We start from the raw sequence: 20,879 nt of genomic DNA on the forward strand, positions 1-20,879 counted from the left end.
GAACCTTCCTCGAAAGATCAGAAACCCGCGCTCGTGTCTCCTTCCATCCTGCTTCTCCTTGCCCTGGCTTTGGGGCTGGCCGGTTGGCTGGCGGCACGGGCGCGTGCTTGGACCTTCAAGCGTGCGCAGCCCGGCGTCAGGCTGGCTGCGCTGCCCAGCTATCACGGCTGGTACGTGGCGCTCTGGATCGTCATTCCGGCGGTTCTGTTCGCGCTGGTCTGGTCAATTCTGTCGCCCAATCTGGTTTTGCAATCGGTGCTGGCCAGCCCGGCGGCGGCAGACCTGCCTACCTTCGGCCTGCAACGCCAGACCATGCTCGCCGAAGCCCGCAACGTCGCGCTCGGCAATTCGCCTGCCGTGTTCAATCCGGCGGCCGCCGACCTCGTCGAGCCGTTCCGCAGCGCGCTGAATTTCTATAGCTGGATCGGCCTTGCCGCGACGCTGGTGATCGCGTTCCTTGGCGGAGCCTGGTCGTTCCTGCGGCTGAGACCCGACTTTACTGCCCGCACGCGGGTGGAAAAGATGGTCATGACCATCCTGCTGCTCGCGTCGCTGGTCGCGATCCTGACCACGATCGGCATCGTCGCCAGCCTGGTATTCGAGACCGTCCGTTTCTTCGGCATGGTCTCGCCGATCGATTTCCTGTTCGGGACGCAGTGGAATCCCGATCCGATGAGCAATCCCCTGAACCCGCAAGGGGACCGCTACGGCGCGATCCCGCTGTTCTGGGGCACGATCTTCATCGGCGCGATCATCGCCATGATCGTGGCCATCCCCCTGGGGCTGATGAGCGCGATCTACCTCACCCAATACGCCGATCCGCGCGTACGTGCCTGGGTGAAACCCGCGCTCGAAATTCTCGCCGGGGTGCCCACCGTGGTCTACGGTTATTTCGCCGCGCTCACCATCGCGCCGGGCATCCGCGACATCGCGGTGTCGCTGGGCGTCAGCAATGCGTCGAGCGAAAGCGCGCTGGCGGCGGGCCTCGTGATGGGCGTGATGATCATCCCCTTCGTTTCGTCGATGGCGGATGACAGCATCGCCGCCGTTCCAGGCGCCATGCGCGACGGCAGCCTCGCAATGGGCGCCACCAGCAGCGAAACGATCCGCAAGGTGATGATCCCCGCCGCCCTGCCCGGCATCGTCGCAGGCGTGATGCTGGCGGTGAGCCGCGCGATCGGCGAGACGATGATCGTCGTCATGGCCGCTTCCACTGCCGCCAATCTCAGTGCCAATCCGCTCGATTCCATGACCACGGTGACGGTCCAGATCGTCGCCATGCTGACCGGCGAAGGCAGTTTCGACCATCCCGCGACCTTGAGCGCCTTTGCGCTCGGTTTCGTTCTCTTCCTCGTGACGCTGGGGCTCAACTTCATCGCCCTGCGCGTCGTCAAGCGGTTCCGCGAAGCGTATGAGTGATCCCGTGAGCACCACCACGACCGCAGACGACGCCCCGCTCCGCGCGCCGACCCGCACGTCCGCGTTCGAAGCGCGGCTGAAGAAGCGGTATGCCGCCGAACAGCGTTTCAAGCTGCTGGGCCTGTCGGCGATCGTCTTCTCCGTCGTCGTGCTGATCTTCCTTCTGGCGACCATGACCATCAACGGTATCGGCGGCTTCCAGCGCGTCGAAATGCCGGTCACGATCGACTTCACCGAAGCCGGGATCAGCGGCGATGCGACCACGCTGGCAGGAAACGAGGGCCTGCGCACTCTGGAGGCGCAAGGGCTGCCCGCAACCGTCCAGTATTTCGCCGCCGAGACCTTGGGCGATCAGGGCGCGGCCCAAATCGGCACTTTCGCATGGCGCGACGTGGCCGAAGCGATCCAGGCCGATCCTTCGATCCTGCGGACCACCACGACTTTCGATCTCGCCGCCAGCCCGGACCTTTCCGCCGGTTACGAAGGCGAAGGATCGCCCGAAATGCAGGCCCTGGCACGCTCGCTTTCCGAACGCGGCCTGCTGGAAAAGAATTTCGACGCCGGTTTCTTCAGCCGCTCCGACGCGACCAATCCGCAGGAAGTCGGTATCTGGGGCGCGCTCAAGGGCTCGCTGCTGACCATGGCGGTGACTTTGATCCTGGCCTTCCCGATCGGGGTTCTCGCAGCGCTCTATCTCGAAGAATACGCGCCCAAGAACCGCTGGACCGACGTGATCGAAGTCTCGATCAACAATCTCGCCGCCGTGCCCTCGATCATCTTCGGCCTGCTCGGCCTTGCCGTGTTCCTGTGGATCTTCCCGAATTTGCGCTCCGCGCCTCTGATCGGCGGCATGACGCTGGCGCTGATGACCATGCCGGTGATCGTGATCGCCGGGCGCAATGCCATCAAATCGGTCCCGCCCTCGATCCGCGACGGGGCACTAGCGGTCGGCGCCTCGCCCGTCCAGGTCGTGTTCCACCACGTCCTCCCGCTCGCCCTTCCCGGCATCCTCACCGGAACCATCATCGGCATGGCCCGCGCGCTGGGCGAAACCGCGCCGCTGCTGATGATCGGCATGCGGGCCTTCGTCGCCACGCCGCCCGACGGGCTGACATCGCCCGCCACCGTCCTGCCGGTCCAGATCTTCCTGTGGTCGGACGAGATCGATCGCGGTTTCGTGGAACGGACCAGCGCGGCGATCATCGTCCTTTTGTTGTTCCTCCTCGTGATGAACGGCCTTGCCATCTATCTGCGCAACAAATTCGAGAAACGCTGGTGACTGTAGTTCACGATAATCTGGAAGCCACCGAAGCCAAGATGCGCGCGCATGACGTGAACGTGTTCTACGGCTCGAAACAGGCGATCGATTCGGTTTCGATCGATATTCCGCAGAAATACGTCACGGCCTTCATCGGCCCTTCGGGCTGCGGCAAATCGACCTTCCTGCGCTGCCTGAACCGTATGAACGACACCATCCCCGCTGCGCGCGTGGAGGGCGACATCACGCTGGACGGCGAGAACATCTACAATCCCAAGCTCGACGTCGTGCAATTGCGCGCACGGGTCGGGATGGTGTTCCAGAAGCCCAATCCCTTCCCGAAATCGATCTACGAAAACATCGCCTACGGTCCCAAGATCCACGGCTTTGCCGAGGGCAAGGACGAGCTCGACGCCATCGTCGAAAAATCGCTTCGCCGCGCCGGCCTGTGGGAAGAGGTGAAGGATCGCCTGACCGACAGCGGCACCGCGCTTTCGGGTGGCCAGCAGCAGCGCCTGTGCATCGCGCGCGCCATCGCAGTCGATCCCGAAGTGATCCTGATGGACGAGCCGTGTTCCGCGCTCGACCCGATCGCGACCGCCAAGATCGAAGAGCTGATCGCCGACCTTTCGGGACGCTACGCGATCGTCATCGTCACGCACTCCATGCAGCAGGCCGCCCGCGTCAGCCAGCGCACCGCCTTCTTCCACTTGGGAAAGATGGTGGAGTATGGTCGTACTTCTGACATATTCACCAATCCGCTCGAACAGCGGACCCAGGATTACATAACCGGCCGTTACGGCTGAGGACGAATTTATGCAGGAACACACTGTAAAGGCCTTCGACGAGGACATCACCCGCCTGCGCGGCCTGATCGCCGAAATGGGCGGGCTCGCCGAAGTCGCCATCCAGCGCTCGCTCGAAGCCTTGGTCAAGGGCGACGACACGCTCGCCAAGCAGGTCATCAAGGGCGACAAGCGCATCGACGCGCTCGAAAGCGAGATCGACAAGCTGGCGATCCGCGTGATCGCGCTGCGCGCGCCGATGGCGGACGATCTGCGCGAAGTCATCGCCGCGCTCAAGATCGCGGGCGTGGTCGAGCGGATCGGCGATTATTCCAAGAACATCGCCAAGGCGAGCCGCGAAATCGAGGCGGAGAATCGCAAGAAGTTCGAACCGCTGACGCTGCTCCCCGCCATGGCCGAAGTCGCCGCCGAAATGGTCCATGACGTTCTGACCGCCTATGCGGCGCGCGATGCGGAGCTGGCCAAGGAGGTCATCGAGACCGACGCCAAGGTCGACGCCTTCTACAATTCGATTTTCCGCAATCTGGTCAGCCACATGGTCGAAAATCCGGCGACGATCAGCAACGCCGCCCAATTGCTGTTCGTGGCGCGTAATCTCGAACGGATCGGCGATCATGCGACCAATGTCGCGGAAATGGTCCACTTCGCCGCCACCGGATTCTACTATCACGACGACGACAGCCAGGACGAAGACAATCGCAGTGCTGAAAATGCGGATGGCGGAGATCGTTGACACATTCCTGTAGTGTGGGCGTCATATCAGAATGACGAACGCACAAACTACGGGACGGTCAGGCGACGTGAACAAAGCGAAACTGCTGCTTGTCGAAGACGATCCGGCGCTGCTGGAACTGCTCGAATATCGTTTCAGCAATGAAGGATATTCGGTCCGCGCCACTGCCGATGGGGACGAGGCGCTGATCCTCGCCGCGGAGGACACGCCGGATCTCGTCATTCTCGACTGGATGATCGAAGGCACCAGCGGCATCGAAGTCTGTCGCCGCCTGCGCCGCGACAAATCGACCGCGCACGTCCCCATCATCATGTTGACCGCGCGCGAGGCGGAGGACGATCGCATTCGCGGGCTCGACACCGGGGCGGACGATTACCTGACCAAGCCGTTCAGTCCGCGCGAATTGCTGGCGCGTGTCGGCGCGGTCATGCGCCGTATCCGCCCGGCTCTGGCAGGCGAAACGATCGAGGTGGGCGACATCGTGCTCGATCCCGTCGCGCACAAGATCGTGCGCCGGGGCGAGGTACTCAAGCTCGGGCCCACCGAATATCGCCTGCTCAAATTCTTCATGGAAAGCCCTGGCCGCGTGTTCAGTCGCAGCCAGCTGCTCGACGGCGTCTGGGGCACGGGCAGCGATATCGAACTGCGCACCGTCGACGTCCACATCCGCCGTCTGCGCAAGGCGATCGAAATGCCGGGGACGAAAGACCCGATCCGCACCGTGCGCTCGGCCGGCTATTCGCTGGAAGGGTGACGCGCTTTTGCGTTTCGGCGAACGGCGCTAGGCTGTCGTCATGCGCAGGTTCCTGTCTGTCCGCTCTATCGTGACCTTGTTCGCACTCGTCGCGGCATTCGGCGCGGGTATGGCAATCACCTCGCTGGGCGATGGTGGCGATACGGCGCCCGCATCAACTGCTCCGATTCCTGAAAGCGACAGGCGAGAAGTCTACTCGGCGAGCCTACGTTCTGACCCCTATTATCTGGGCGAACAGAAGCGCAATGTCGAATTGCTCGAGCTGCTTTGCGCCGATAGCGGAGACATGTGCGCCGAAGCGCGCGCCGCCCGCCTGGCGTACGAAAAACTGCGCAACGAAAGCTAGCGGCAGACGCCCGACCAGCGCGGGCTCATGTCGAGATGGAAGTGATTGGCGTGGGCCGCGTTGTAATCCGGGCTCAAGGTTGTTGCAAAGGCTTCGCAGGCCCCGTCCCGCGCGCGGCGCAGAAAACGCGCCTTGTCGTTCTCGCCCTCCCAATCGCCGAGCAGGCTGATCCGTGTGCCGTCTTCCAGCACGAAAGCGGCGATGTCGATCGCGTTTCCGGTCGCATGCTCGCTCCACGCGCCGCTGTCTCGGCCATAGAGGCGTCGGCAGGAATAGGCACCAAGATGCTCTATTCTTTGCAAATCGCTACCGAAGATGTCTCTGGCGGCAGGCTCCAGGGTGTCGGTGCGCCAGATCTCCAGCGCGATCCCCACCGGGCACGTCGTAGGCGGACTAGCGGGCGAGAGTGGATAGGCGTCGAGCCGGGTCCGATCGGGCCGCGCGCAATCGCCCTCCCCCTGCGCATCGAGCGCGGTGAACGCCACGTCCGACCGCTCCAGCACTGCGCGGCAGGCGGGCACATCGTCGCGCAGGGCCTGCAGTTTCGTCATCGTCGCCCAGCCCGGCGGATCGCGCAGATCGAGGGGCGCCCACGGATCGTGCTCTGGATGCTCCGCCAGCCAGGCTCGCCCGCCGATCAGCGCGGCCAGCACCAGCAGCAGGCCGATCACGCGGCGATCGCCGGCGAAACGGCCGATCCTGGTGGAGATGGATGTGCTTTTTCCCGCCATCGTCAATGAAAGTCGCGGGATTTGGGAATGATCCTGACATTGCGCGGATGCCCGCCCGATTGCGGCCCGTGGAACCCGCATTCGCGATTGCCCGCTGGCGGTTCCTCCCACGGTTCGACGGGCTGGTAGGGATCGTCGGCCCCTTCGCGAAGGTCGTCGCGCGGGCTGAACTTCGACGGCAGCGGATTGCTGACATGATCGGCGCGCGCGACGGGGGCGTTCAGCATGTCGTCGGACAGTTTGTGCAGCTCGTCCGTGGCGTCGCTCATATGGTGCGCGATCACGTGGATCACCTCGTCGTCATATTCGACGCGGCCCCGCACCTCCATCAGCCGCGCGCCCATCACCACACGCCGCTGCTTCTCCTTCAAGTCGGGCCAGACGACCAGATTGATGACGCCCGTCTCGTCCTCCAACGTGATGAAGCACACTCCCTTCGCGCTACCCGGCCGCTGGCGGATCAGGACCACGCCCGCGACATGGACCATGGAGCGGAACTTGCGGGCGCGCAGATCGCAGGCGCGCACGAAGCCCCGCTCGGCGAGGCCGGCGCGCAGGAAGGCCATCGGATGCGCCTTCAGGCTCAATCGCGTGGTCTGGTAATCGGCGACGACCTCTTCGCTCAACGGCATCACGGGAAGCGTAGTGCGCCGCGTCTCTGCCCCCTCGTCGCGCGCGGCGGCATGGGCGAACAACGGCAGATCGGGCGCACCAATCAGGCTGCGCGCGTCCCACAGCGCCTGACGCCGCGACAGCCCCAGCGATCCGAAACAGTCCGCGGATGCGAGCCGCTCGATATGAGCAGGCCCGATCTTCGCCCGGTCGCGCAATTCGGCGACATCGCGATAGGGGCCGTTCTCGACCCGCTCGGCCACGATCCGCGCCGCCATCGCCTCGGGCAGGCCGTCGATCTGGCGCAGGCCCAGGCGCAGGGCGATATGGCGGTCCGCCCTCCCCATAACCTCGTCATCCCGGCGAGGGCCGGGCTCGCTCTCAACCGAATCCGACTGCGCAGCACCCAATTCTCGCTCTCGCTGGGATGCCGTGTCTTCCAGAGTGCAGTCCCAGTCCGACAGGTTCACATCCGCCGCTAACACGCGCACGCCGTGCTCCGCCGCATCGCGCACGATCTGGGCGGGCGCATAGAAGCCCATCGGCTGCGAATTGAGCAGCGCGCATCCGAAGGCGGCCGGAAAATGGCATTTCAGCCAGCTGCTAACATAGACGAGATGCGCGAAGCTCGCCGCGTGGCTTTCCGGAAAACCGTATTCGCCGAAGCCCCTGATCTGGTTGAAGCAGCGCTGGGCGAATTCGCGATCGTAGCCGCGCTTCACCATGCGCTCCACCATCATGTCCTGCAATTCGTCCACCATGCCCCGGCTGCGGAAGGTCGCCATCGCCTTGCGCAAACGGTTGGCCTCGAGGCTCGAAAATTTCGCCGCGTCGAGCGCGATCTTCATCGCCTGTTCCTGAAAGATCGGGACGCCAAGTGTGCGTTCGAGAATGCTGGACAATTCGTCAGGCGGGCCGTGTTCGGGGCTCGGCGTGGGGATAACGACCTGTTCCGCCCCCCGACGGCGCTTCAGATAAGGGTGCACCATGTCGCCCTGAATCGGGCCGGGCCGCACGATAGCGACCTGGATCACGAGATCGTAGAATTCGCGTGGGCGCAGGCGCGGCAGCATGTTCATCTGCGCGCGGCTCTCCACCTGGAACACGCCGAGCGAATCCCCCTTGCGCAACATGGCGTAGGTCTCGGGATCCTCGCGCGGGACGCTGGCCAGATCGAGACGCCTTTCATGATGGTTTTCAAGCAGATCGAGGCACTTCCTGATACAGGTCAGCATCCCCAGCGCCAGCACGTCCACCTTGAGGATGCCGAGCGCTTCGATATCGTCCTTGTCCCATTCGATGAAGCTGCGATCGGGCATGGCGCCATTGCCGATCGGCACCGTCTCGGTCAGCGCGTTCTCGGTCAGAATGAAGCCTCCGACATGCTGCGATAAATGGCGTGGCATCCCAATCATCTGCTCGGTCAGTTTAAGAACGCGCTTCAAGTGAGGATCGGTCACATTCATGCCCGTTTCCTGGGCGTGGCGTTCGCTGATCTCCTTGCCCCATCCGCCCCAGACCGTCTTGGCGAGCGCGGCGGTGACATCCTCTGTCAGGCCCATCGCCTTGCCGACTTCGCGGATCGCCATGCGGGGGCGGAAATGGATCACCGTGGCGCACAATCCGGCGCGGTGGCGGCCGTACCGCTTGTAAAGGTACTGGATCACCTCCTCGCGCCGCTCGTGCTCGAAATCGACATCGATATCGGGCGGCTCCTTGCGCTCTTCGGAAATGAAGCGGTCGAACAGCAGCTGGTGCTTGGCGGGATCGACATTGGTAATGCCGAGGCAATAGCAGACCGCCGAATTGGCCGCGCTACCCCGCCCCTGACACAGGATCGGCGGATCGACCCCGTAGCGCGCGAAATCGACGATATCCTTGATGGTGAGGAAATAGCGCGCGAGATCGAGCTTCGCGATCAGCGCCAATTCGCGCTCCAGCGTGTCCGCGATATGGTCAGGCACACCGGATGGGTAGCGATCCTCCGCCCCCCACCAGGTCTCGCTTTCAAGGAATTCCTGTGGCGTCATGCCGTCAGGGTAGATCTCCTCAGGATACTCGTAGCTTAGATCGTCTAGAGAGAACTCGCATGAATCCGCCACTGCGCGCGCGGCCGCGATCGCATGGGGCCAGCGTTCGAACAGGCGGAGCATCGTTTCGGGCGATTTGAGATAGCGTTCGGCATTCCCGTGCAGCAGATGACCGGCGGCGGCGACGGTGGTCTTGTGCCGGATCGCCGTCATCACGTCCTGCAGCGGGCGTCTGTCGGGCGTGGCGTAATGCACATCGTTGGTCGCCAGGATGGACAGGCCATTCGCCTTCGCCAGCGCGTCGAGCCTTTCGATCCGTACGACATCGTCGCCTGAGTGGAGGTAGCTGGCGGCGATATGGCGCAGGGTCGGGAGACGATCTGCGATATGACCGACAAGCTGTTCGAAAGGCTTGGTTATATTGCGAAACGATGGCGAGGACTCACCCAGTTCCCCTGACCTAAACGGAACCACATTGTTCGGTACTACGATGGTGAAACGCTCGTCCAGATCGCGCGGCGGTATGAGGACGAGGTGGACGTCCTCGCTGTAATCGGCGAGCATGGCCAGGCTGATCTCGCAGGCCCCCTTCGCCTGCCATTCGCCATCCAGCGTCGCCATCCGGCCTGCGCTGATCAAGCGGCACACCCGCCCATAGGCAGCGCGATTCCGAGGATAGGCGAGGAAGGCCAAGCCTTCGACCGTTTCTATCCTGCAACCGATAACCGGCTTCAATTTCAGCGTTTTCGCTTCGGTATGGATGCGCACCACGCCAGCCATGGTGTTGGCGTCGGCGATCCCGATCGCATCGTAGCCAAGCTCCCAGGCCTGCTTGACGATATCCACCGCATCCGACGCGCCGCGAAGGAAGCTAAAGCAGCTCACCAGCCCAAGCTCCACGAAAGGCGCGCGTGGCGGCGCATCGACAGAATCGGGGCCGAGCTCGATCCTGCGCCGGGGTATCTGGAGATCGTTTTCGGGCATGTGCCTGCCCGGCCGTCATTCCCGCGAAGGCAGGAATCCAGCTGCAAGCTCGGCGGCTCCGCTCTGGACCCCCGCCTTCGCGGGGATGACGAAGACATGCATGTCGATCACCCGCTAAGCTCCTCCAACCGCTCCTTCACCGCGGCTAAATCGGCGTCGAACAGGCGCGCCTGTTCCTCGCGCGCCGGGCCTTCGAGCCGCAGCAAATAGGATGGATGCGCAGTGATCCAAAGCTCGCTGCCATCCTCCAGCGCGATCGGACTCCCGCGCGCCTTGGAGATACTGACCGTCTTGCCCAGCATTCCGCGCGCCGCGCTGGCGCCCATGGCGAGCACGAGTTTCGGTTGCACGATCGCGCGCTCGCTTTCGATCCACCAGCGGCAGGTATCGATTTCTTTCGCAGCCGGAGACTGATGGAGCCTCCGCTTGCCGCGCTGAACGTATTTGAAATGCTTGACCGTGTTGGTGACGTAGCTCGCCTTTCGGTCGATCCCCGCTTTTTCAAGATGGACGTCGAGCAATTGCCCTGCAGGCCCGACGAAGGGACGTCCGGCCTGATCTTCCTGATCGCCCGGCTGTTCGCCGACTATCATGAGAGCGGCATCCTGCGGCCCCTCGCCCATCACCGCCTGGTTTTCGAGCGCACCGATCGGACATTTTCGGCATGCGTGGATCGCCTTGTCGATCGCTGCCAGCGTCTCGGGCCGTTCTTCGAATTCCAGAGCTCCGGCATCGACCATCGCGCTCTCCCGCTTCTGCGCGCCCGCCACCAGCTCGGGAATGAGCGCGGCTTCGGGCATGTTCTTCCAATATTTGCGGGGCATTTCCTTGAGCATGGCCCCGACCTTCAAACGCGCGGGGTTGAAGATGGATGCGTAATAGGTGCGCCACAAATCCTCCATCGGATCGCCGCCCGGCGCGTCGACGCGTTCGGCGGGCGGGCCTTCGCGCATGGTCTCGCCGTCCCAGTGGAGGCTGCCCTGCGGCGTCAGGATGGACCAGCGCATATTGGCGAAACGACGCATGAAGAAGCCCGCATTGGCGCGCAGGATATGATGCTCGGGCTCGAACCAGGCGACGTAGTGCTCGCCATCCGTTTCCTCGTTCTCCACCAGGCGGAAGCGGACGAAGGCGTGCATCTTGTGGCTGTCGCGCCGGACATTCTTGTCGAGCTCTTCGATCCGGCGCACATCGGGATCGGCCTTGTCCTCCATCATGCGCGGGTTCGCCTGAAGCCGCCACAGCAGGCGATAGAGCAAGGCGAAGCGTTCGGGATCGGAATGGAGCGCGGCGTTCTTCGCAAGGGATACGAAGCGGCGATTGGCACGCACCGCAGGCGCATCGCCGGGCGGTACGGGCGCGCGCCTCTCGCCATGCGCGAACAGATCGCCACTACTTCCCGGTTCGATCCAGGCGATCCGATCGGGCGGCACGTCGCACTGGATCAGCGACCGCGCCCGCTCGCGCCAGAACTCGAAATCGTCCGGCTCGGGCAGCTCGACCACGTAATATGTGCCGAGCTTCATGGACTGGAGCGATCGCGCCTCTCTCATGCCGCGAACAGTTCGAGCTGCTCGGTCTTGGGAGCGAGCATGGTCCTGAGGTCGGCGCGGTCGGTCAGCAGAGTAGGACGCCAATCCACCGTACAGATGAACGGACGCACCTTGGTGATCGACTGAGTGAGCCGCGCCACATCGTCCAGGCGCAGGGTGCGGTGGCGGCGGCTGGCGAGGATTTTGTGGACCGCCTTCACCCCCAGCCCCGGCACGCGCAAAAGCTGCTCCTTGGTGGCGCGATTGACGTCGACCGGGAAACTGTCGCGGAATTTCAATGCCCAGGCGAGCTTGGGATCGATATCGAGCGGCAAATTCCCGTCCGCCTCGGTCGCCTGCATCACCTCTGTCGGCTTGTAGCCGTAGAATCGCATCAGCCAGTCCGACTGGTACAGGCGATGTTCGCGGATCAGCGGCGGGCGCTTCAGGGGCAGCACCGCGCTCGCATCGGGGATCGGGCTGAACGCGCTGTAATAGACTCGGCGCAGGCGAAAATTGTCGTAGAGCCTGCTCGCCTTGCCGACGATATCCGCATCGGTCGCAGCATCGGCGCCCACGATCATCTGCGTCGATTGGCCCGCGGGCGCGAAGCGCGGCGCGTGGCGGAAGCGCTTCCTCGCATCCTTCGCCTCGACGAGATCGGCCTTCACCCGGCCCATCGCCCCTTCGATCTGGCGGGCGTCCTTGTCGGGCGCCAGGCGGGTGAGGCCGCTATCGGTCGGCAGTTCGACATTGATCGAGACGCGATCGGCGTAAAGCCCCGCGCGGTGGACGATCTCGGCATCCGCTTCCGGAATGGTCTTCAAATGGATATAGCCGCGAAAATCGTGCTCTTCCCGAAGGATGCGCGCGACTTCTACGATCTGTTCCATCGTGTGATCGGAATTCTTCACGATGCCCGAAGAGAGAAACAACCCCTCGATATAATTCCGGCGGTAGAAGGCCAGCGTCAGGTCCACGACCTCCTGCGGCGTGAAGCGCGCCCGTGCCACGTTCGAGCTCTTGCGGTTGACGCAATAATGGCAGTCGAACACGCAGTGATTGGTCAGCAGGATCTTGAGCAGCGAAATGCAGCGCCCGTCCGGCGCATAGGCGTGACAGATGCCCATCCCCTCGGTCGATCCGATCCCCTTGGCCGATCCCAGCGAGTTCTTCTTCGCCGTGCCGGACGACGCGCAGGACGCATCGTATTTCGCCGCATCGGCGAGAATCGCGAGCTTTTCGAGGACGGTCTGCGAAGCCATATGTTCTTTATATGTTCTCACATGAACCTTGCCTAGCCCTCGCAGGAAAAAAGCGCCGATTGCGTAACTTACGGAACGCGCGGGCCGTCCGGTGGGTTGGTTCGGCATATCCCCCATTCAAGGAGACGACGAATGCCCAACCTCACCACGCGCGATGGAACGCGCCTGCGCTACAAGGAACTCGGCGAAGGCCGCCCCGTGATCCTGATCCATGGCTGGCCGCTTTCGGCCGATAGCTGGGATCCGATCATGATGAAGCTGGCCGAAAACGGCTATCGTGCGATCGCCTATGACCGGCGCGGTTTCGGCCATTCCGATCATGCGCCCAAGGGCTACGATTACGATACCTTCTCCGACGATCTCGCCGATGTGATGAAGGAGGTCGGCGCGAGCGACGATGTCGCTCTGGTCGGCTTTTCCATGGGTGGCGGCGAGATCGCGCGCTACATGTCGCGTCACCAGGGCAAGGGCGTGAGCGCGGCGGTGCTGGTCAGCTCCGTCGTCCCCTATATGCTCAAGACCGACGACAATCCCGATGGCGTGCCGCAATCCACGCTGGACGAAATGACCAAGGGGATGAAGACCGAATTTCGTCACTTCTTCACGGGCTTCTTCAAGGATTTCTACGGTGACGGCGTGCTGTCCACCAAGGTGCATGACGAGGAGAAGCACTGGGCCTGGATGACGACGATGATGGCGAGCCAGTATGCGACGCTGCAATCGGCGGGCGCATTCGCCAACACCGATTTCCGCCCCGATCTCGTCAGCTTCAATGTGCCCACGCTGGTGATCCACGGAACCAAGGACCAGACCGTGCCGATCGATGCGACCGGGCGCCAGGTCGCCGAAAAGGTGCCGAGCGCGACGCTGATCGAATATGACGGCGAACCGCATGCCGTGTTCGCGACTCAGACCGAGCGTCTGGGCGACGATCTGCTCGAATTTCTCGGCGGCGCCGGAAGCAGCAGAGCGACGGCCGAAGGTGGAACGATCGCGTCTGCCTGATATTCGGCGGACAGATCGTGACAGAGAACATCGTGACAGAGAACGAGGCGCGTCCTGCGGGGCGCGCCTTTTCTTTTAAAATCAGCACTTTGTAATGACGTCATGAATGCATGGCGGCGTGGCGTCAGCCGCATAGGCCTTGCAAATACCAGTCCGGCATTCCCCCTCGCCCATCGCCGATCAGCCCCTGGCGATAGATCCAGTAGCGGCACCCCGCCCCGTCCTCGATCCGGTAGTAATCGCGTAAGCGCGCGCTGCCGCGTTCGCGCCACCATTCGGGCGCGATCCGCTCCGGTCCTTCCACCCGCGCCACTTCGCGCACTGCCCCGCGCCAGCGAAAACGCTTGGGATAGCCATCGGGGGTGGCGTAGAGCACGGCGATCTTCTCCGCTTTATCCAGCAATTTCATCGGCCTGTTATGGAAAGCCAACAGGCCTTGCGAAGCCGGTTCGGGGTCCAGCGGAGGACGCCAGCGTTGCGCGCGTTCGGGAATGTGACTGGCGAAGGGGATCGGGCGAGCGACCTTTTCAGCGCCCAGCCTCACGCTCAGCCGGTCGATACAGGCCGATAGCGAGGTTCCGTGCGCTTCTGCCGCGGCTTCGATATCGCCCTGCGCCAGAGCCAGCGGCTCGGCCCAGCTGGCGCGCAGCCGCAGCATCTCGATCCCGAACCCCGCATCCACATCGTCGAGCCGGGCGGCGAACAGGCGGCAGATATGCGCGGGATCGCGCGTCGCCGCGGCCATTTCCAGGCGGCGGACCAACACTTCGCCATCGACGCGCCACAGTCCGAGTTCGAGCCGCCGCGCGCCCAGCGCCTTGCCTTCCAGCTCGCGCGCCATGTCGAGCGCCAGATCCTCCAGCACGGTGTCGAGCAGCGTGCGATGGCGGATCGGCTCCATCAGCCTTCGCTGCACCAGTGGAGCCTGCTGGGGGACGACCGGCAGCAGCGGCTCGGGTATCCGGCCGAGCAATTGGTCGAGCCGGATCAGCGGATTGGCGGCGGGCGATTTGCGGTTGCGGAAGCGCCGCTGGATCGCATCGCGCCCCGCCCCGTCCTCCTCGATCGCATCCAGCTGGCCCAGACGTTTGATCCCGAGGCGGCGCAGCACGGTGAGGACATCCTCGTCGAGCCGCAAGGCTGCGACAGGCAGGGCTGCGAGTTGCGGAGGGATGCGATCCCCTTGCGCCGGGAAAGGATCGAGGATCGCCTGCGATCGTCCGTAATGCGCCAGGGCCCATGCCGCCCCGGCAGTCGGCGCGATGGCGCTGCGCAGGGCCAGCTTGCGGCGCGCGAAAGCGGCATGGACATCCTCGATCAGCCTGGCCTCGCCCCCGAACAGGTGGGGCACGGCGGTCACATCGACCAGCAGGCCGTCGGGCGGATCCATCGCCGACCACGGTCCCCAGCGCATCGCCCAGATGGCGAGATGTTCCAGAAAGGCGAGATCGCCCGCCGGATCGGCCGGAGCAGTCAGCAGCGCGGGGCACAGCGTGCGCGCATCGGCCAGCATCATGCCCCTGCGCGCGCCCGCCACGGCTCCGGCGCGATTGACCGCCTCGATCCGAGGGCCGTGCGCGGTATCGGCGATCAGGACGCGCGGCTGCGTATTATCCTCGTCCTCATGCGCGAGCCGCCAGCGATCCATCGCTAGCGCCGGGAGCCAGAGGGACAGGATGCGACGGGCCATTCGCATCGCTCATGCTGGGAAGGCCGGGGCCTTGCGGGACGCCTGCTCGAAAGGCGCGTGCTGCTTCGAAGCTGCCTCGAACTGCCGGGCAGCCAGATGCCGCCCGCCATCGCCCAGCACCCATTCGCCCGGCCGGTGTCCGCGCGCACGGAACAATTCCGCATGCCAGGCAGGCGTGCCGGGGGCCTGGGGGTTCCAGCGTGGCTCGGGAGAAGGTGCGGAGGCGACATTCCAGCGCATCCGGGCAGAAGACAGATCGCGCCGGGCGTCGAGCCGGACGAGATACAGCGGCACGCCATGGCGCTCCGCCGCCAGAGTGAGGCGGCGCGAGGCGGTGAAATCGAGCGCGCGCGGATTACCCAGCATCTCTCCGATAACGAACGCGATGTCGCGGCACCGCACCCCTTCCTCCAACGCGAACAGCGCATCTTCGGGCGTGTCGGCAAGGACATGGATCACCCGGCGGCGCACGTCTTCGGGCAGGCCGGGGCGATAGGGTCGGCCCACGAGCCGCGCCGCCTCACGCATCTGCACCCACAGGACCGCGCGGCGATCCTCCGCCTCGCACCCTTCGGGCCGCGGCGTGTTGCGCCAGTCGTCGAGCGCGAGAGCGAGCGCGGCGGCGGCCCCGCTGCCATCCCCCGACGGAGCGAAAATCTCGCTATGGCAGGGGGCCGCACCCCCTTGCGCCGTCAATCCCGGCCGCCAGCGCGACGAACGCTCGTGCCCCAGCGCCGCCGCGCCGACGGTACAGCCGACACGCGTGACATCGAGCGGCATGGTCGGCCGGGTATCGGTTTTCGATCGGGGTTCGGTGGACATAGAGGGCACCAGTGAAAACAGGGCATGGACGGGGAAACGACTCGTTCGTTCTCTTTATGTTCCATACTGCACGGATTCGCAATCCGCCCCCGACACCTCTCCACAACCATGCGGGCACCATCCCGCCGCTCGACCGTTGCCCCAGCAACCGCCCGCTTTCCAAAAGGCGCGGCACACTCTCAACGCGACAAGGAGCGCATCGATATGAAGCACGCAGAAGGCAATCCCGACGAGCTCAAGACCAAATTCTGGAAGGCCCTGGCCGATTCCTCCTTCCTGTTTTTGCAGAACCGCAACGACAGCAGCAGCGCGGTGCCGATGGCTCCGCAGCTCGACAAGGACGCCAACAGCTCGATCTGGTTCTTCACCCACGACAAGAGCGACTTCAAGGATGGCGGCCCCGCAGTCGCGACGTTCCAGAGCAAGGGGCACGACATGTTCGCCCGGTTCGACGGCCATCTGGTCCGCGAAACCAGCAAGGAACGCTTCGACCAGTTCTGGAGCAATTTCGTCGAAGCCTGGTATGAAGGTGGCAAGGACGATCCGCACATCGTTTTCCTGCGCATGGATCTCGGCACGGCGGAAATCTGGGATGGCGATATGAGCCTGCTCAACACCGCCAAAATGGCACTGGGCATGTATGTCCATGACGAGGCTGAAGAAAAGCACGTCAAGCAGGCTTCGCTCTGAACGCCTGATACATAGCTTAGATATGATAAGGGCCGCCCACCGGGCGGCCCTTTTTCGTTATGGCTTCGGCCCTCTCAGGCTTTCGGCGCGTCGATCGGGACGATCTTCTCCTCACCCCCGATCTCGTCCACCACCTCGACCACGCCCTGTCCCATCTGGCTGCGCGACCGGCTGTAACCGAAATAGACCACCAGCCCGATGGCGCCCCATACCGGCAGCACCAGGATCGCGATCAGCGGCAGGTTGAGATAGAGGAACAGGCACCCGATCAGCGTCAGCGGCGCCACCACCCAGACCGCAGGCATGCGGAAACTGCGGTGGCGATGGGGATCCTTCACGCGCAGAACCATGGCGGCAACCGCCACCATGAAGAAGGCGTAGAGCGTGCCCGCATTGGCGTAATCCGCCAACAGACCCACCGGCATGAACGCCGCGCCCAGCGCCACGATCAGCCCGGTGATCATGGTGACGACATGGGGCGTCTTCCATTTGGGATGCACCTTGCTCAACCGTTCGGGCAGCAGCCCGTCGCGGCTCATCACGAAGAAGATGCGGGTCTGCGCAAAGATCAGCACCAGGATGACCGAAGGCAGGGCGAGGAAGGCCGCGATGCCGAGCACGTTGCCGATCCCCGAAAAGCCGATCTGACGCAGGACATGGGCCAGCGCCTCGTCCGAACAGACCAGCGCGCCGGAATAGGCCGGCAGGGCGCATTGCCGCGCCAGCTCTTCCGATCCCGCCGGGAAGGGAATACCACCCGGCCCCATGATCGGCTGTCCGCCGATCGTCCCGATCGCCCCCGCCGCGACGAGGATGTAGAACACGGTGCAGAACAGCAGCGAACCGATCAGGCCGATCGGCACGTTCCTTTGCGGGTTCTTGGTCTCTTCCGCCGCGGTCGAGACTGCATCGAAGCCCACGTAAGCGAAGAAGATCGTCGCCGCCGCGCCCACCGCGCCGAGCCCTGAGCCGAACCCGCCGAACACGCCGGCGGGCAAAAACGGATTGAAGCGCGCGACGTCGAATTCGGGGCTGGTCAGCGTCAGGGCGATGAACAGGGTCAGCGCCGTCACCTTGATCGCGACTAGGATCGCATTGACCTTGGCGCTTTCGCTCGTGCCCACCATCAGGAGCCAGGTGACCAGCATCGCGATCACCAGGGCAGGCAGGTTGATGAACCCGCCCGGCGCACCGCCCAAGGCCAGCGGCCCTGCCGCCAGCCAGGGCGGCAAGGTTATGCCGAGAAATTCATTGAGGATCGTGCCCGAGAAATAGCCCGACCAGCCCACCGAAACCGCGCTCGCCGCGACGGCGTATTCGAGGATCAGCGCCCAGCCCACCGTCCAGGCGAGGAATTCGCCGACCGAAGCATAGCTATAGGTATAGGCCGATCCCGCCACCGGGATCATCGAGGCGACCTCGGCATAGCACAGCGCCGCCACGATGCAGACCGCGCCTGCAATGGCGAAAGCGAGCATCAGGCCCGGCCCCGCCTTTTGAGCGCCTGCCGCCGTCAGCACGAAAATTCCCGTGCCGATAATGCACCCGATGCCGAACAGCATCAATTGCAGGCCGCCCAGTGTCCGGTGCAGCGCCTTCTTCTCCGCCGTCGCCAGAATGGCGTCGAGCGGTTTCACTCTGTCGAAAATCATATGGACCGCTAAGCCCCCCAGGCCCGCAGCAGGACAATCCCACTCAGCCAGCCGGAAGCGCGCGATTTATTCCCGAAATGACGTTCGCAAAAGCGAAATCTGTCACTCGCCGATAATCGATGGGAAGATTCCTACGATCAGGATCACGATCAAGGCCAGCGGGCACGCCCAGCGCACCAGGAACAGCCAGAAATGGTGCAACCCGCCGGACAGGCCGTTCTCGCTATCGATCAGGCGGCGCGAGGCGACCCAGCCGACGAACAGGGAGGTCAGGATCGCGCCTACCGGCATCAGGATGCGGCTGGTCAGCGTGTCGAGGATCGAAAACGTATCCTGCCCGTCGAACAGGGCGATATCGGACAGGACCGGCACCGGCCGGCCCCAGAACCAGGCCGCGAATCCGCCCAGGACCAGGGCGCCGCCGGAGACGATGCCGGTTGCGATCGGGCGCGGCATACGGAAACGGTCCTTGAACCACGCCGTCGGAGCTTCAAGCAGGGAGATCGAACTGGTCAGGGCGGCGAAGAACACCATGATGAAGAAAAGCAGCCCGATGACCGAACCGAAAGGAATGTCCTGAAACGCCCGCGGCAGGCTCTGAAACATGAGGCCCGGACCGGCATTGGCTTCCAGCCCGGCGGCGAACACGATCGGGAAGATGCACAGCCCGGCCAGCAGGGCTACCGCCGAATCGGCTCCGGCGATAATGCCCGAAGTACCGGCCAGATTGACGTCGCGCCCGACATAGGCGCCATACGTCATCATGCCCGCGACGCCGAGCGAGAGCGAGAAGAACGCCTGGCCCACTGCGGCAAGCATGACCGGCCCGGTCAGCGCGGAGAAGTTCACTGTGAAGAGATAGGATACCGCTTCTTCAAATCCGCCGGTGAAGGAACCGTAGATCGTGATCGCGACGAACAGGATAAAGAAGGCGGGCATCAACCATGTCGCCACCCATTCAATTCCCCCCGAAACGCCGCGCGCGACGAAATAGAGCGTTATCGCCAGAAAGGCGACGTGAAGGCCGAGCATGAGCGCGCCATTGCCGAACAGATTCGGCAGCAAGGCTTCGACTTCGGCGGGATCGCGCCCTTCGAAAGCACCGCCGATCAGGCCGCTGGTGAATATGTCGCTGAGGAAAACGCCGATGTAATACAGCACCCAGCCCCCTACGACGCAGTAGAAGCTGAGGACCAGAAACGCACCGAGCACACCGATATCGGCCAGGAAGGCCCAGCGCGTCGATTTGCCGCTTTCAGCCGCGACCCTGCGCACGCTCTCGGGCGCGTTGGACTGACCGTGTCTGCCGATCAACACTTCGGACAGCAGGACCGGCAAGCCGATCAGCAGCACGCACAGCAAGTAGAACATCACGAAGGCACCGCCGCCATTGGCCCCGGCTTCGGCCGGAAAACGCCACATGTTGCCGAGCCCGACAGCCGAACCCACCGCAGCCAAAACGAATGCTCGGCGTGAGGACCAACCCTCGCCCGTGGTGTTGGCGACCATGTATCATTTCTCCCCGGAACTATTGCTATGTGCGTCGAATGCGCTGTCCTTCGGCTGCATTTGCACGGAAATGCGCCGATGTCCAAATTCGATGCGCGCCGGACCGTGACATTATCGTGATATTTTGCCTTATCGCCCCGCGCGGTTTAGGGGCGCGTCATGTCCACCACCTTTCAGATCGACACCTCCACCAGCCGCGCCAATCCCACGCCCGCGCCGATGAAGCGGCTGACCGTGCCGAAGATCCGCGCACGCAAGACCGATGGCGAGAGTGGCGAGCCGCTGGTGATGCTGACCGCCTATACCGCGCGGCAGGCGCAGCTGCTCGACAGCCATTGCGACCTCTTGCTGGTGGGGGATTCGCTCGCGCAGGTGATTTACGGCCTGCCCTCCACCATTCCCGTCACGCTCGACATGATGGCCAATCATGCCGCCGCCGTGGTGCGCGGCAGCTATCACGCGGTGGTCGTGGTCGACATGCCGTTCGGCTCCTACGAAGCGTCGAAGGAACAGGCCTTCGAAAGCGCGGCGATGTTGCTGAAGCAAAGCGGCGCGGCGGCAGTGAAGCTGGAAGGCGGGGCACAGATGGCCGAAACGGTCGCCTTCCTGACCCAGCGCGGCATTCCGGTGATGGGCCATGTCGGCCTGACGCCCCAGGCGGTGAACGTGCTGGGCGGCTATGCCGCGCGCGGGCGCAGCGATGCGGAGGCCGACAAGATCGTCGGCGATGCAAAGGCGCTGGACGATGCGGGTGCCTTCGCCATCGTGATCGAGGGCGTGGTCGAGCCCATCGCCATCGCCGCGACCGAAGCGGTATCCTGCCCCACGATCGGCATCGGCGCCTCGGCCCGCTGCGACGGTCAGGTGCTGGTGGCCGAAGACATGCTGGGCATGTTCGAACGCGTGCCGCGCTTCGTGAAGAAATACGAGGATCTGGCCGGCATCATCGAGAAGACGGCCGCGAAATACGCCGAGGAAGTGCGCGCGCGCCGCTTCCCGAGCGAAGACCAGACCTATCAGCCCAAGGCCTGAGCGGCCCCT

17 protein-coding genes are annotated in these 20,879 nt (G+C 64.0%); 9 read left to right on the forward strand and 8 right to left on the reverse strand.

The features are described from left to right. Positions 1 to 33: 33 nt before the first annotated feature. The 6 genes from pstC (at position 34) to J7347_RS04495 (ending at position 5,316) form a co-directional block, all read left to right on the forward strand. Positions 34 to 1,419 (forward strand): phosphate ABC transporter permease subunit PstC, encoded by a 1,386-nt coding sequence (gene pstC / locus J7347_RS04470; RefSeq protein ID WP_209160978.1) that lies wholly within the window; start codon positions 34 to 36, stop codon positions 1,417 to 1,419. Further along, on the forward strand, positions 1,412 to 2,698 hold the full coding sequence (gene pstA / locus J7347_RS04475; protein ID WP_209160979.1) for a phosphate ABC transporter permease PstA: 1,287 nt from the start codon (positions 1,412 to 1,414) through the stop codon (positions 2,696 to 2,698). The genes pstC and pstA overlap by 8 nt, the downstream gene beginning before the upstream one ends. A 38-nt stretch (positions 2,699 to 2,736) precedes the next feature. Further along, positions 2,737 to 3,483 carry a phosphate ABC transporter ATP-binding protein PstB gene (gene pstB / locus J7347_RS04480; protein WP_067683447.1) on the forward strand — a complete coding sequence of 249 codons (747 nt, stop codon included), beginning with the start codon at positions 2,737 to 2,739 and terminating at the stop codon, positions 3,481 to 3,483. 10 nt (positions 3,484 to 3,493) lie between these two features. Beyond that, positions 3,494 to 4,216, forward strand: a complete 723-nt coding sequence (gene phoU / locus J7347_RS04485) for a phosphate signaling complex protein PhoU (protein ID WP_067683406.1) — start codon at positions 3,494 to 3,496, stop codon at positions 4,214 to 4,216. Positions 4,217 to 4,283: 67 nt separating this feature from the next. Beyond that, positions 4,284 to 4,970, forward strand: a complete 687-nt coding sequence (phoB, locus tag J7347_RS04490) for a phosphate regulon transcriptional regulator PhoB (RefSeq protein WP_209160980.1) — start codon at positions 4,284 to 4,286, stop codon at positions 4,968 to 4,970. 70 nt (positions 4,971 to 5,040) lie between these two features. Continuing rightward, the gene (locus tag J7347_RS04495; RefSeq protein WP_209160981.1) at positions 5,041 to 5,316 is read left to right on the forward strand and encodes a hypothetical protein; all 276 of its coding nucleotides are present in this window, start codon (positions 5,041 to 5,043) and stop codon (positions 5,314 to 5,316) included. On the opposite strand, the gene J7347_RS04500 is transcribed toward J7347_RS04495, so the two are convergent. From J7347_RS04500 to J7347_RS04515, 4 genes are all read right to left on the reverse strand, one after another. After that, the gene (locus J7347_RS04500) at positions 5,313 to 6,047 is read right to left on the reverse strand and encodes an extensin family protein (RefSeq protein ID WP_209160982.1); all 735 of its coding nucleotides are present in this window, start codon (positions 6,045 to 6,047) and stop codon (positions 5,313 to 5,315) included. The genes J7347_RS04495 and J7347_RS04500 overlap by 4 nt on opposite strands. A gap of 2 nt (positions 6,048 to 6,049) precedes the next feature. Next, a complete protein-coding gene (locus J7347_RS04505; protein ID WP_209160983.1) occupies positions 6,050 to 9,673 on the reverse strand; it encodes an error-prone DNA polymerase in 3,624 nt (1,207 codons plus the stop codon). A 107-nt stretch (positions 9,674 to 9,780) separates the two neighbouring features. Next, the gene (locus tag J7347_RS04510) at positions 9,781 to 11,226 is read right to left on the reverse strand and encodes a UdgX family uracil-DNA binding protein (RefSeq protein WP_209160984.1); all 1,446 of its coding nucleotides are present in this window, start codon (positions 11,224 to 11,226) and stop codon (positions 9,781 to 9,783) included. Next, complete coding sequence (locus tag J7347_RS04515) at positions 11,223 to 12,470, reverse strand: putative DNA modification/repair radical SAM protein (protein WP_067683392.1); 1,248 nt, start codon at positions 12,468 to 12,470, stop codon at positions 11,223 to 11,225. Before J7347_RS04515 ends, J7347_RS04510 begins: the two co-directional genes overlap by 4 nt. A gap of 132 nt (positions 12,471 to 12,602) precedes the next feature. Here J7347_RS04515 and J7347_RS04520 point away from each other — a divergent pair, with 132 nt between their 5' ends. After that, complete coding sequence (locus J7347_RS04520; protein ID WP_209160985.1) at positions 12,603 to 13,475, forward strand: alpha/beta hydrolase; 873 nt, start codon at positions 12,603 to 12,605, stop codon at positions 13,473 to 13,475. Positions 13,476 to 13,599: 124 nt separating this feature from the next. On the opposite strand, the gene J7347_RS04525 is transcribed toward J7347_RS04520, so the two are convergent. After that, the gene (locus tag J7347_RS04525; RefSeq protein WP_209160986.1) at positions 13,600 to 15,165 is read right to left on the reverse strand and encodes a DUF6504 family protein; all 1,566 of its coding nucleotides are present in this window, start codon (positions 15,163 to 15,165) and stop codon (positions 13,600 to 13,602) included. A 9-nt stretch (positions 15,166 to 15,174) separates the two neighbouring features. Further along, positions 15,175 to 15,945, reverse strand: a complete 771-nt coding sequence (locus J7347_RS13250) for a hypothetical protein (RefSeq protein WP_245173862.1) — start codon at positions 15,943 to 15,945, stop codon at positions 15,175 to 15,177. 246 nt (positions 15,946 to 16,191) lie between these two features. On the opposite strand from J7347_RS13250, the gene J7347_RS04535 reads away from it, so the two are divergent. Beyond that, entirely contained in the window at positions 16,192 to 16,677 is a 486-nt protein-coding gene (locus J7347_RS04535) for a pyridoxamine 5'-phosphate oxidase family protein (RefSeq protein ID WP_209160987.1), read from the forward strand. Positions 16,678 to 16,751: 74 nt separating this feature from the next. Here the strand turns inward: J7347_RS04535 and J7347_RS04540 are convergent, their stop codons facing one another. Continuing rightward, a complete protein-coding gene (locus tag J7347_RS04540; RefSeq protein WP_209160988.1) occupies positions 16,752 to 18,329 on the reverse strand; it encodes an amino acid permease in 1,578 nt (525 codons plus the stop codon). A 102-nt stretch (positions 18,330 to 18,431) separates the two neighbouring features. Beyond that, positions 18,432 to 19,838, reverse strand: a complete 1,407-nt coding sequence (locus J7347_RS04545) for a sodium-dependent transporter (protein ID WP_209160989.1) — start codon at positions 19,836 to 19,838, stop codon at positions 18,432 to 18,434. A 159-nt stretch (positions 19,839 to 19,997) separates the two neighbouring features. Between J7347_RS04545 and panB the strand changes: the two genes are divergently transcribed. Then, complete coding sequence (gene panB, locus J7347_RS04550; protein WP_067679225.1) at positions 19,998 to 20,870, forward strand: 3-methyl-2-oxobutanoate hydroxymethyltransferase; 873 nt, start codon at positions 19,998 to 20,000, stop codon at positions 20,868 to 20,870. The last annotated feature ends 9 nt before the right edge of the window (positions 20,871 to 20,879 follow it).

The organism is Erythrobacter sp. A6_0 (assembly GCF_017744235.1).
Lineage (GTDB): Bacteria > Pseudomonadota > Alphaproteobacteria > Sphingomonadales > Sphingomonadaceae > Qipengyuania.